Source organism: Bacteroidia bacterium (genome assembly GCA_027493955.1).
In the GTDB taxonomy this organism is placed as follows: domain Bacteria; phylum Bacteroidota; class Ignavibacteria; order SZUA-365; family SZUA-365; genus JAOSJT01.
In genome coordinates this window covers 3,864,315-3,878,554 of record JAOSJT010000001.1, presented here as the reverse complement: position 1 = coordinate 3,878,554, position 14,240 = coordinate 3,864,315, and the positions used below count along the sequence as shown (strand labels likewise).

The 14,240-nt window shown below is 57.2% G+C and carries 4 protein-coding genes; all 4 read right to left on the bottom strand.

The features are described from left to right. Window positions 1-49: 49 nt before the first annotated feature. The 4 genes from M5R41_14800 to gcvT all read right to left on the bottom strand — a co-directional run bounded on the left by M5R41_14800 (window position 50) and on the right by gcvT (window position 14,230). The gene (locus M5R41_14800; protein MCZ7557664.1) at window positions 50-9,175 is read right to left on the bottom strand and encodes a T9SS type A sorting domain-containing protein; all 9,126 of its coding nucleotides are present in this window, start codon (window positions 9,173-9,175) and stop codon (window positions 50-52) included. A gap of 423 nt (window positions 9,176-9,598) precedes the next feature. After that, window positions 9,599-10,240 carry an outer membrane lipoprotein chaperone LolA gene (gene lolA, locus M5R41_14795; protein MCZ7557663.1) on the bottom strand — a complete coding sequence of 214 codons (642 nt, stop codon included), beginning with the start codon at window positions 10,238-10,240 and terminating at the stop codon, window positions 9,599-9,601. A 1-nt stretch (window position 10,241) separates the two neighbouring features. Continuing rightward, window positions 10,242-13,052: a DNA translocase FtsK gene (locus tag M5R41_14790; GenBank protein ID MCZ7557662.1), complete on the bottom strand. Its 2,811-nt coding sequence runs from the start codon at window positions 13,050-13,052 to the stop codon at window positions 10,242-10,244. Between the two features lie 92 nt (window positions 13,053-13,144). Continuing rightward, on the bottom strand, window positions 13,145-14,230 hold the full coding sequence (gene gcvT / locus M5R41_14785) for a glycine cleavage system aminomethyltransferase GcvT (protein MCZ7557661.1): 1,086 nt from the start codon (window positions 14,228-14,230) through the stop codon (window positions 13,145-13,147). Window positions 14,231-14,240: the final 10 nt, after the last annotated feature.

The window sequence follows — 14,240 nt, the reverse complement described above, 5'->3', positions numbered from 1 at the left end:
AAAGCGTCCCGCCATATGGCGGGACGCTAGGTAAGGTTTGACTAACCGATTACTTCAGCAGGGTCATCTTGCGAGTCTGCACGAAGTCGCCGGCAACCATCTTCACAATGTAGTTGCCCGAGGGCACCTGCACGCCAAGATCATTGGTGGCGTTCCAGACAACCGAGAACGAACCGGCATCATGCATTTCGTTGACGAGGGTCTTGATCGGGCTGCCAAGGAGGTCATAGACCACGATGGAAACCTGCGTCGACTTCGGCAGCGAGTAGCTGAGGGTGGTCGTCGGGTTGAACGGATTCGGGTAGTTCTGGCTGAGTGCGTATTCCGAAGGAACCGGACCGTCAACGGCGAGGATTCCATCCTTCACCAGTTTCAGGCGGTATCCAGGACGATTCTGCGGATCGTTGTTCGGCGGCGACGACAGCGTAGCGTAGAGCGGTCCAAGCATGAGACCGAAGCTATTGTCGAAATCGCGAGCCGTAACGTACCACACAACTTCCTGTTCCTTGGTGGTCGGCTGGCCAGAGATCTGGTCAATGATACCGGCGAGCTGTCCATGATTGCTCGTGAACACTGCTTCGTCACCATTGTTGTCGCTGGCGAAATTCACTTCGCGGGTCAGGCTTGCTGCATCCACGAAGGTGATGTCGTAGCGAACAACGTCAGTGTACGTTGCCGGATTGAAACGGGAGACCTGGATGTTGTTGTACGGATCCTGCGGCTGGGCCTTGACCCAGGTGAACGTCTCAACATTGGCGGCCTTCTGCAACTTCAGTTCGAAGTTGTCGACCGGAGTCTGCAGTGCGAACGCGTTGGGAGCGTGATCGAGGATTTCGTACGGGTTGGTCTGTCCAGTGATCGTGGGATCGTTGGACTGGTACGCACGTACCCACTGGCGCTCTTCACCCTGCGAGTCGACGCGACGGATACGGGATGCCAAGAAGTAATTGGTCAAACCGTTGATGAACACGTCGCCTGCGAAGATGTCGGAGAGTCCGGGTCCGTTGGAATCGAACTCACCCGGGAAGCGGGCGGTAAAGCGGGTGCGGACGTTGCGTCCACTCACGATGTTGAGATAGCGATCGCGCGGGGCGACAATCATCTCATAACGACGGAGCAGATAGACCTGATCCGGGGTGCCGGTGGCAGAGGTAATGTCGACGAGGTAGTTGGTCACCTCATCGGCGGTGAAGTTCATCTTGGCAGACTCCTGGTTGAGGTTAGCAACCGTCGGTTTGACTTCGATGTACACGCCTCTGTCGTTCTTGGTATGGCGGATGCAAACAACCACAACGCCATCCTTGAATGCACTGGCCGGGATCGACCAGGTGGAATCGTTGATCTTGGTAAGCTCAACACCATCCTTGGTGATGACTGCCCAAGTGAAACCGTCGGGATCCGAATTCCAGCTCACTGAACTGGTGTCAGTGTTGGCGAAGGAACCCTGAAGAACGAGCTCGGTAGCCGGGCTGTTCTTGTCGGGGCTATCCCAGTCACGGATGATATTACCATTCTCGTCGCGGGCAGTCAGCGTGAAGCAAATCTCCTCGCCTACGAGAGCGTTGATGTCGGGATCGCCAGCCATGGGCTCGATTTCGACGCCGCCGCCTTTGAGCTTGGTAAGCGCAAGACGGAAGTCGTTGGAACGAATCCAGTGCGGCTGACAGGCGGTCGGGGACCAGCGGCTCGTGTCGCCATTGAGTGCATCGTCAGGATTGGTGAAGATACCTTCCTTGAAGGGGAATTCCACCGTTTCCATCGGACGGTTGTCGTTGACGTTGAAGTCCTTGGTGTAGACACGCCAGATGATCTTCACGGAATCGGCGCTGGGGCTGGTGGGATCAGAGGAGAAGCCACCGAACAGTGCGTCGAGAGCCGCGGTCGGGATCTGGATACCCTTCGATGTTCCGGCGTTGATGACAGCAATGGTACCAACAGGGGCGCCCTTGCCAGCCGGGAACGTAGCAACAACTTCACCATACCACTGATAGCTCAGAGTATCGATCGTGCGCGAAGGATCAGCTTCCCACGTACGGGTCGTCGGGTTGTAGATCATGAACGGACCACCGAGGAGCACACCCTTATCGAGGTTGCGATCCAGAGCATCCGACCACAGTACCGGCAGAGGCTGGGTACCGTCAACGAATTCCGTGGCGCCGTTCGTGGGCTGGATAGCATTCGGAGCGGAGTACGGAATACGGTTGATCGAGATTACCAGCGGCTCAGTCGGCAGCGGGTTGTTGCGAACGGTGATACCGGCGGTATCGGAGTAGGTCTCAAGACCGGCGATCTTGCTGAACGCACGCACGAACCAGTACACGCGGGTAACGATGCTGTCCTGGTTGGGCTGCGGGAGCATGTTCGGACGGAAGATGAGATCGCGAACCTTGTCACCGGAGAGCGTCAGAGACGGGCTCTTTCCATCGTTGTCGGCGAGTACGCTGACGACGCGGCGGTTCGAGGAAGGCGGCACACCGACACTGTCGATGATTGCATACCACTCGTAGCGAATGGTGTCATTCGGGTTGTTCATGGAAGGATCGGACCAGCGGGCTGCCTGCCACTGCAGACGCAGTGTGTCTTTGGTCAGACCGTTGATCGGATTTCCGAGGGTATCGAAGCAATTGCCCGTGTGATCCATACGGAACAGCGACGTGTTCGGACCAGCCGCTGTGCTCAGCACAAACGGACCGGGAGCGAACGGCATCTTCACATGGACCGGACGCACTGCGATGGCATTGGCCGGGAGCAATCCGTGACGGAGTGCATTACCAGCGCGTTCGCCAACGGCGTCGCCGAGACGCTTGTCATCCGGCTTGATACCGACGAAGTCGTTGCGGTTGCCCGCGCCGACGAGCGAGAGGTTGTACAGAATAATTGAATCCTGACGGATCTGGGTATTCTGCGGGAATCCAACCGGACGGGCCTGGAAGAACCGGCCACCGGCGGTGATTTCGAGGTTGCCGGAGGCACCCATGGCGCTCACATTCGTGAACTCCCATGTGGTGTGACGCGTGCCGAGGTTGACATACATCGTGTCGCGGGTGTTGAGGTTGCCATAGCGGTCATACGGAGTGACGGCATAGGTGTACCACTGATCGCGGAAGATGGTGTCGGGACGCGCGTACGGCGTACCAGCGTTGTTCGGGATCTGATCTGTGGTCGCACCATGATTGATCTGACCATACAGACGGCTGAAGATCTCGAAGCTCGAAATCGGGGTACCGTACGGATCGAGGTAGAACATCGGGCTGAGGCGAGGCAGCGTGTCGATGTCGGCCTGGACCGGGAGGATACCGACGGGCAGAGTCGACTTGTCAAACGTGTTGGCAGTGATGTCGAAGCTGCTCGGGAAGATAGAAGTAAAGGCAATACGATACGGCACAACCACGAAGGTGTGACGCAGACGGCTGTAACCAGACGGACCCCAGAACTGACGGGTCGCAGCGGCCATGAGACCGTGGGTCGCACGGTTGGTGCGCTGGATCGGCAGTTCGCCAACACGACCGACGCTCATGTTCGGACCCTGAATGTCCGTAACATTGGCATCATAGTACGTGTCGTCGAGGTGGAACAGCGGGTTGCCGTCACTCAGACGATTGACGCGACGAACGACGGTGAACTTCGCCTGGTCGTACGACAAGGTGTCATCCACGGTGTTACCGGCCATATCGGTGAGGGTCGGATCGATGACGCGCATGTCGATCACCTGCTCGGCAGTCGAGTCGACGATACGCAGGAAGGCACCCGGTGCGAAGGTCAGGTTGGCAATGCCACCCGGAGCCAGTTCACGACCGAAGGCCTGACCGAGCAACGCGACGCGGCGGTTGTAGTCGCCAAACACGTTGCCGGTTGCATCGGAACCACCGTTCAAACCAACCGCAAAACGAGTGCGGAAAGTGTTGAGAGGCGGCAGCGGACGGTGCGGGAGACCACCACGGAGGAAGTCCGAAGGAATCCAGTTACCGACGCCAATGCGGGTGATACGATCGCCTTCACCTGTCAGCTTGTAGAAGCCGGGGTTGCCGCGATCGGTACGGGTACCCATGAACTCGGCGCGGGTGGCGGCCGACTTCAGCGGGGAGATCGTACCCTGATAGGTATAGACAGAGTCAGCGAACAGACGACCGTACTGACGGGTCTGTCCGGGCTGGTTGGTCACGACATAAGCGTTACCACCGGTCGGGGGATCGTTCTCCCAGATCGGGGTGACACGCATCAGCACGGGACGACGGTCGTCGCGAGGTTCAAGAGACTGATCCCAGTTCTGACCAACACCGCTGGTACCGATACCGTCGCCACCACCAGCGATGGTGATGTCGAAGATCGTTCCGTCGCGGCGTGCGCCGGAGGGCACAACCCACTTGCCGCCGCCATCGTTGTTCAGATCGTTGTAACGATCATTCGGCGAGGTCTGCGGATTCAGGTTGTTGTAGGCATCCAGCTTGAGGTAGACCGGACGATTCGAGAACGGATCGAGCTCGAAGTCAGGATTCACCGAACCATCGGCGAGGAACAGCGCATCGCCGTCCTTGTCGAGAGGCACGTTGTCTTCGTTCACGACTTCGTACTGACCGACGGGTTTCGGGCTGACGTTGCGCTTGTAAACCTGCGAAATCAGGATGTTGTCAACGCCCTGGTCGGTCAGGCCATGCACGGTTGCGTCGGCACCCGGCGGAATGCTGATGTTGGTTTGCGGCGGAATGAGGATCTGACGATTCTCAGGAGCGCCGGTGAGTTCGAACACACCAACCGTACCGAGACCCGGGCCGAGAGCCCTGAAGTCCTGACCGGTGCGGAGGATGTCGAAACGGGTCGGATTCTTGACAACAGACACGACCTTGACAGTGTCACGATGAATGTTCACCGGACCCTGACCAAGAAGCACTGCGGTTGCGGTAGCTTCGAAGAATACCGTGGCGTCAGCAAGCTTCGGCGTCGGGTACTCGAGAGCTGTGAAGAATGCGGTCTGGTTGATATGGACGCCGTACACGAGGTTACCAACCTTGGTGTGGCGGTAACGCGCCTTACGCATTGGTCCATACTCATCGCGCGTCCAGTTACCGACCGGAGCAACGGTACCGGGAATCGTAAACTGATTCGGGGCCCACTGATCGTACGGTGCAGGAGGAGCGGTCCAGTTGTTGCCCCACATGCGGAAGCGCACGCGTGCAGTATCTTCGGACTCGGAGAAGTTGTCAACGAGGTTACCGAACCTGTCGTATTCGCGAGCGAGAAGCGTCACGGTACGACCGGCGGTGACCGAATTCACATCCATAGGATCACTGTTCGCAATGTTCAGCGTATCCGGGATGTACGGACGAATATTCGTGTTTGCGACGCGGTTGAAGTGGGTTGCACGATCTTCCTGCGCAAGAGGATTCGCGGAGTACGCGAAGAACTTCGGAGCGTAGTTGTTGATCTGTGCAATCGAAGAACCACCGTCCTGATACACCGAATGGTGCTCGAGGACCTGGAGCTTCACGAGGTCAACCGGAAGAGGAATCGGCGAAGTCGCGGCGGCGGTGTACGGGAAGATTTCCACGCGCACTGTCGTGTCGGACTTCTGGTAGATCGGGATGATCACGCGCGGAGCGAAACCACGCTTGCTCGGACCCACTGCCGTACCTTCACCAAGGTTGCGGCCGAGGTTCGGAACAATGTCGTATGCCAACGTATCGGGAGTCATCGCGACACGGACCATCTGCCAGCCAACGCGGCCGGAAACGAAGTAGGTTGTCACCCAACCAGCCTGAGCGGTATCACCAATGGTGGAACGCTTCAGAGTGTCATCGGAAATGAAGACCTGGCCGAATTCACCGAAGCCACCACGCTGCGCGTTGGTCTGCAACTGCGTTTTCGGAGGAGTGACAGGAACGGTCTCGCTCTCGACAAAGAACTTGACGAGACGTCCACCAACCGGATTCTGGAAGCGGTCGAGCAGACGGGCAACAATACGGACCTGCTTGCTGTGCTCGGACACAACAACCGTATCCATCGGGATGGGTGCGGTGGCGTCGTGATCGAGGTCAAGCTCGCTGGCCTGGAAGCTGCCGATACCCTGATCGCTGTAGCCCATCGGCTCCATCACGGTCGGGAAGTCGGGGGAGGTCGACGGCGGCACTTCTGCACCGGTCGAACGGAAGAAGTAACCGCGGTAGAACTCGTTGGACTCTGTCGCATTGCGCGGAGTACCAGTCGGGTAACCCTGTGCGAGCAGGTCATTGACCGTACCCGGGCCCCAACCTTCGAGAGGAACAGTGGTACCCTGCGGCTTGCCGGTCGACTTGAAGATCTCAACCGTGCTCACGACATCAGGAATAACACTGACTTCACCAACGGCGGACTGAATGGAGAAGTCACCGACGCCAGGAATGGTTTCGAGGCGGAGATGAGCGATCAGACGGACAACGTCCGTACCGGCAAGGCTCAGCTTGGTGACGTTCTGCGGCGCGCGAAGGAAGAAGCGCACTGCGTTGTAACCGATGAATGCAGGAACGTCGCCGGGGATACCGGGCAGCGTGTTACCTGCGGCTACGTTCACGAGCTGTGCGTCGAGCACCTGACCCGTACCCGGATCGAGGACGTTCTCGGGATTGTCAACGCCGCCGGCACCACTGAGCGCCACGTTCGCGGACACGGAGGCGTAGAAACGCTTCGCGCCGGTGACGGGCGGATAGTAGATCTTGTTGTCCGGAAGCTCGACAAACACGCGGTTCGTGTTCGGATAGAAGAACGGAGCGATATCCTTCGGATTGCCGAAGATATCGGTGATACGGATATACAGTTTGTCGAAGATGGGGTTGCGATAGTTACCGACGCGACCGACCACGAAGGATTCGTCACGACCGATAACCAGCTCAACGCGCGGCGTGCCGCCTGCGAAATAGGTCCAATTGGTACCATCCCACAGAACGTCCGTGGAGTCCATAGCCGTGGTCTGACCCATGTTCTTTCCGAGATGGGCGTTGTAGCCTGTGCCCGGACCGAACCAGATGCCGAAGTTGTTGTTCGGCGAACCATCGGGAATGAAGTTCACATGCCCGAAGCCAGCACCCGGAGTCAGATCCAGTTTGTTGGGATCTGTCAGGTCGCTGCCGCGATCGTTGAACGCCCATGTCGAACGCACGCGAATGCGATACGGACCGATGTTGTTGCTACCGGAAGCCGCGCGGAAAACGCGGTTGTTGCGTCCGATGTTGGACGTACCGACAAACACGCGACCGGAGTCGATGTTGCCGCCGGTAACCACGATCGGGGAGATCGGATTCACGAGCGAATCGAAGACGCCATTCAAACGATACAGGTATCCGTTTGCAAGCTGACCGAACGGCGAAAGCTCGAACTTGAACTTTTCGTTGTCATCGACAGTGTTGCCGAAACCGTCAGTCATGAGAATGTCGAGGCGCAGATAGTTGTTGTCCGCGGTGCCCTTCCACTGGTCGGTAGGCATGATGTCGATAGCGCGCGGAATGTTCGGGCGCACGACAATTTTGGAACCGGTATTGGGAAGTGAGTTGGCGCCAAGCGGGTCAACCGGGAAGCGCTCGCCAGCGGGATTGCCGTCATGGGCATCAAAGAACCACGTGGGTCCGTTGACGCGGCCCTGACCGTCAAGACCGGATTCCTGAGCGCGATACGCGCCAGGAGCAAGACCGGCGAGACCGCTGCGCGGGAAACCACCGGACGTGTCGCCGATCGCCTGAAGCGTCCTGGGGATGCCGGCGGGATCGGAGAAGTTGATAGCTGCTTCCGCATAAATGCGGACGGAGTCCTCAACACCGCCGGGGTTCGAACCCACATCGGCGTGTGTGTAGGCAAGACGGCGATACACGATCTGGCCGAACTGACGAAGTGTGTCGTCAGCGGCGGACACGCCACGCAGATACGCAGTGCGATCTTCCGGTGCGGTGTTGTTGATCGTGTAGGCCAGCGCCTTCAGAACCGGCTGTGTCATACGATCCCAGGTACGGTTGCCGTAAGCGTCAATGAAACGCAAAGTGTCAACCGCCGAGGATACGAGACCCGGCTGATACGGATTGGCTGCAACGTTGGACTCTCCCGCGCGATACGGCGGAATGAGACCGTTGACGGGATTCGGGTTCAGGGCAGCGTACCAGCCGGCTTCTGTGTAGGCGGCGGGTGCGAGAGCCTGATACAGGTTCGACAGACGAAGCGGATTCCGCTCGGGCGGCATACCGTCGATCATCATGCCGTAGTCGGGATTCACAATGGGAGGATCCGGTGATCCGATGAACGAACGAAGCGCACCCGGGCGGAAGCTCGTGTGAGCGGGGTTCGTCATGTCGAACGGCAAGCCGTCGTCACCGAGGAAGTAACGACCGCGAGAGTAATCACCGAAGGAACCAATATATTCACCAGCGTCGACTGCCTGCGCGGAGTCCTTCACCCACACGAGAATGCGGGTTGTACCGGGCAGCAGCTTTACGATTGCGAGATCTGTACCACCAGAGAACTGTCCGCTCGGGATAACCGTGCCGAAGGAGCCAGGATTGACGCCATCAAGCAGGTATGCGCGAAGGGTATCCTTCGTCGTGTCGGGCGGGACAGCCAGACCAAGCAGGTTGTTGATGTTCGGTTTAAAGAAAATGTTACGAATCTGAATGCCGTCGGGACCCGCTGTCGGGTTCGTGATGCGGAACGTCAGCATCTGACGGATGGCACTCGGATCGCTGTTGAAGGGACTCGACGAAGCGATATCTCCAACGGTGCGATACACGGGACGCAGACCGACATCACGGCCACCGGCCGCGGGATCGTTCTGCGGGGGCAACGAAGTGTTCGTGATGACGCCGTCATACTGCTGACGGGCAAGCGCCATCGCGGGCGTCGGAGCCGGGTTCTGGCTCGTGGTCGCAACACGCACACGCACGTAGTCAAACATGGTCTGAGAGATCATGTTATTGACCACCTTGAAGCGGTTCTGGACAAAGAACACCGCAACGGAGTCGTTGTGGTTGAAATTGCCCACACCGCCGCCACTATCGTACAGAGTCAACGTATCCGCGATGAAGGTCACGGAGTCCGCCGTCTGTTCGATCGTGCGGGTGATGTTGAAGAAGTCGCCCTTCACTGTACGGATCTGGGCATTCGCGCTCATTCCGAAGAGCAGCACGAGAGCCAGCACGGACAGAAGAGTTAGGGTTTTCTTCATTCGGAAAATCTCCTGGTTAGTTGAAAAATGGGTCGGGTAAACGGGTTGAACACACATTACCTGGTGGTTAATGCTGGTGGTGATTCGTTCCTCCTTCGAATTTCCACATTGTTTGTTAATTCTATTCGCGTTCAATATCATCTGTCGAAAAAATGGAATTCAGTAATATAGCGGTCGTTGTGATACCAATCAAGAATGTTTCGGGCTTTCTTATCATCCCCTGAAAAGGGGGAAAATGGCCTCAGGATACAATGCAAAAACATTGCCAAAAAATGAGACATTCATTTTCAACAACTTACGGGCTTCAGAGTAGCTGTTGTCAAAATAATGACATCACGTTTTTACCCGTGTGACGCTCCGCTGACGGTGGCGCCTTTTGTGTTTGTTGTCCGATGGATGTATCGCTATGACCGCGGGACTCAATTACCGCAGATCAATTATCTCCGATTTGTCCGGGACCTGAAACTCGAACCTGCTGTCCGGCAGTTTCTGATCCGCAGAAAGCGTTTCAATCACGTACGTCGTCACCGCGCCGTTGATGTCCGTCACCTCCACCTTCCTGATGTACCAATCTTTGCTCACCCAAATCTTGAGCGCCGTCGCAAATGAATTGTCCTCCTTCGGTGTGAGTTTCAGCACGTGGCACTTGAGCTTGCCTACCTGCTCCTCACCCACCAGTGTCGAATAATAATCCTTGGGATACTGAAGAAGCAGACGCTCCGGTGAAAGACCGTGCGCATCCGGCTTATACGTGTCGATGACTACCTGCCGATTCTTCTGATTGTACGACCACGACGTCTTGCCGTCCGTTACGACGGTACGCTCCTCCGTTTCGATGCGGTATTTGTTCGGCTTCTTAAAATAGAGCGTGCCTTTGACCGACTGCTCCGAGCGGGAAACGCGGAAACGGACAGACTGCTGAAACGAAATCGTGACATCCTTCAAATCATCGTAGCGCTCTTGCACATTCTCTATAATCTCGCGGGCATCGATGCTCAAAGCAAAGGACAACGGGAGAACGACAAGCATCGCAATCGCCAACAGGCGTGTACTGTTTCTCAACATTTCAAAGCTCCTGTAAAATGGACTCGAGAGTGGATTCGTCTTCTACCATGACCTGACGGGCTTTGCTCCCGTCGTAGGGTCCGACGATACCCACGGTCTCGAGTTGATCCACAATGCGCGCGGCCCGCGAATACCCGATCTTGAGCCGACGCTGCAACAGCGACACCGAGCCCTGCTGATGCCGGACAATGAGGCGGGCGGCTTCATAGACCAGATCGTCAAATCCTTCCGTCTCATCGCGTGATTTCGTTTTCTGCAGCGCACGCACCGACGGCAGAGTATAGGGCCTTTGAAAACCCTGTTGCTCTGAAATGAATTCTACTACCCGCTCCACTTCGGCGGTGGAGAGATAGGCGTTCTGAATGCGTACCGGCTTCGGATGGCCACCGGGAACAAACAACATATCGCCGTTGCCGAGTAATTGCTCCGCTCCCTGCGTATCCAGCACGGTGCGCGAATCAATGCGGCTCGCAACCTGAAATGCCACGCGCGCAGGGAAGTTGGCCTTGATGACACCGGTGATGACGTCGACGGACGGACGCTGCGTGGCGACAACAAGATGTATGCCGACTGCACGGGCGAGCTGGGCGAGACGCGCTATCGGTTCCTCCACCTCGCGGGCGGCGGTGATCATCAAATCCGCAAGTTCGTCTATAATGACGACAATGCAGGGGAGCTGATAGTGCTTGAGCGTTTCACTGTCACGCAACTGGCCGGTCTTCACCTTCTCGTTGTAATCATCCACATGTCGTACACCCGCCTTGGCCAGCTTGGTGTAACGCATATCCATCTCCAACTCCAGACTCTTCAACACAATCACCGCGTTGGCGGGATCGGTGATGATCTCTTCATCAATATCCGCGCACACCGCAAGGAAGTGACGATTCAACCCCCGGTACTGTGCGAGCTCGATTTTCTTCGGATCGATCATCACAAACTTCACATCCTGCGGACGCATCCGGTACAGCAGACTCGTGATCATCACATTGATACCGACGCTTTTTCCGGAACCGGTCGCGCCGGCAATGAGCAGATGTGGCATCTTCGCCAGATCGTCGCAGACGACGGTGCCGTTGATGGATTTACCCATGCCGAGGGTGAGCTTGTGCCGGGAACGCTGAAACTCCGGCGACGTCACGACGGAACGAAAGCCGACAATTTCGGGCTGATTATTCGGTATTTCGATGCCCACCGCGCTCTTCCCGGGAATAGGCGCGATGATGCGTATTCCGCGCGCGGCAAGAGCAAGAGCGAGATCATCCGCAAGCGAAACAATTTTGCTGATCTTGACACTGGAATCGGGTACGAGCTCAAAGAGCGTCACCACTGGTCCCGGGGCAACGGAAATGCTCGTGATGCCGATACCGAATACAGCAAGTTTCTCCTTGACCTGGTCGGCTTTCAGTCGAAGTTCTGCATCCGATACGGTACTTCCGCTGCGCTGGGGATCCAGCAAATCCGGCGGCGGCATCGTGTATTCCAGGCGAGTCTTCGCAAGTTTCTGATTGATGGAATCAATGTCTTCGTCCGCTTCGGACTGCATCACCTTGCGGGCAACAGCTTGCTGAACCGCCTTTCGCTCGTGCTCGTTGAGCATCACGCTGGACAAAGGGATGTCCGCAGCGATGTCGGGATCATCCTTCGGAGGATCGTGCTTCGCGGCTTTTAGTGTATCGCTCCCGTGGTCGGTCAATCGCGGTGTAGCACCGTTTTTCTCCCGGACGCGCTCAGTTGCTTCACCCGCGGCTTTCGCCGAAGCTGTGGACCCCGCGCCTGTTGAGGCGGCAACGGGACCAGCTGCCGCGGCAGCATCGGGCGCAGGACCGAAAATTTCGCGCAACCCGTCGATGGCGTCGCGCGAGATGGTGCCGTTGGAACGCGGGGTCCCCGCATCGTCGACAGCATAGGATGGCACGTCCGAGGGTGCGTCGGCACTCCACGGCCGGGCGATCGAAACCTGTGTCTGGCGTTGAAGCGGCTGCAATACCACCGGTGACGGCTCGGGCACATCACCCTTCGCTGAAGCGGTTTTTTTGCTCTTCACCACTGCGGGGGGGGCGTCAACGCTGCTTGCCGCGGGGCTCTCGCGCAATTCCGAGGCAAGCGCTTCACGCTCGGTCTGGAACGCGGCTTGTAACGTTGTCGCCTTTCCGCCGATTCTGTCCATCACCCAGCGCCATCCGTTCCTCACTCTGTCCAGCGATGCCTGAATATCGTAGTCCACGGCTACGACCGCGAGAATCACTATCGTGGCGAAGATGATGATGATTCCGCCCGTGGTACCGATGAGCCGCGAAATCAAACCGGCGACGAAATCTCCTATGTTGCCCGACCAGGATACGGAGATATCGGGCATCCATGAGATCAGCCGCAGCAAGCCGAGAAACGCGGACAGCAGAAGCACGAGCACAAGTGAGTAATTCGTGTAATACGCGAGTGTTCTCAGGTCGCGCCTTCGGAAAATGGACCACCCCCAGAGCATGAGGAGTATGGGGAAGGCGATTGAGAAATATCCGACGGTGATGTTGATAAAGAAGTTCGCGATGATCGCGCCGAATAGTCCCAACCAGTTGGATGTCGTGTCGGCCCGCGCCTGAATCTCAGGATCACCGCCAAACAACCGCAGAAAGTCCACCATGCCGACGTCGGCAACCGTCTCATCCGCATGCGAATGCGAAACGAAGGCTAAAAGGAGAAGCAGCGCGAGTACCATCATCATCATGCCGATGATGTCGAGCTTGCGCTTTGCATCCAGACTCCTCTTCGGCGTCGGAGCGGCTTCCTGTGCGTTATGTTTGTTTTTTCTTCTCAACGCGGAGCGTTTCGCTCCCCCCGCCACTTCGCTGCAGGAACAGTGAACGAAATCCTGTGCAAAAAGGTGTGACCGGGCGGAAGCGACCTCCTTTATTGTTTCTCGATGAACGGCAACCTAACCACCGTGGCCGGTACCATCTGATTACGAATCATGACATCGATCTGGCTTCCTGGCTGGCTATGCTCGACCGGGACATACCCCATGGCGATGCCCTTTTCCAGCATGGGTGACATGGTGCCGGAGGTGATCACGCCGCATTCGGTCCCGCTTACGGAAATGGGATACCCATGACGCGGTACCAGGCGGCCCTCAACCGTCATACCGACAAGCGCGCGCTTTAAGCCTTCTTCCTTTGCCTTCATCATGGCATCCCTGCCGATGAAATCGCCCTTCTGCAACTTGGTAATCCAACCGAGCTTGGCTTCGAGCGGATGGGTAGTCTGGTCAATGTCGTTTCCGTACAGGCAGAAACCCACTTCGAGCCGTAAGGTGTCGCGCGCACCCAATCCGATCGGCTCGATGTCGAATTCTTTGCCTGCCTCGAAGATGGCGTCCCACAACCGTACAGCGGCAGCCTCATCGGCCGTGGTGTACAGTTCGAAACCGAGTTCTCCGGTGTATCCCGTTCGGGATATCATACAGGGAATTCCTGCGATGTCACCACGCGTGAAGGTGTAGTATTTCAGGGATGAAAGATCGGTGCTCGTCAGCTTCTGCAGTGTATCAAGGGATTTCGGGCCCTGCACGGCAAGCAGCGCGGTCTCATCACTTTTGTCGATGAGCTGCACATCACCCTGGATGTGCTCCTTGAGCCAGTTGAAATCTTTCTCGAGATTGGATGCATTTACCACAAGTTGGAGAAAATCGCCACAGTGGTACACCAAGAGGTCGTCAACGATGCCCCCGTGATCGTAGCACATCGTCGAGTACTGCACTTGACCCTCCGCCAGCTTCGTCACGTCGTTTGTGGTCATGCGCTGGACAAAGGAAAACGCATCCGCCCCGCGAACCTCGAACTCTCCCATGTGCGTGACGTCGAATACGCCAACAGTACTGCGTACGCGTTTGTGCTCCGCGATAATACCTGAGTATTGAATGGGCATGTGAAAACCTGCGAACTCGACCATTTTGGCGCCGAGACGCACATGGATGTCATGAAATGCTGTACGCTTCATTACAGTCAGC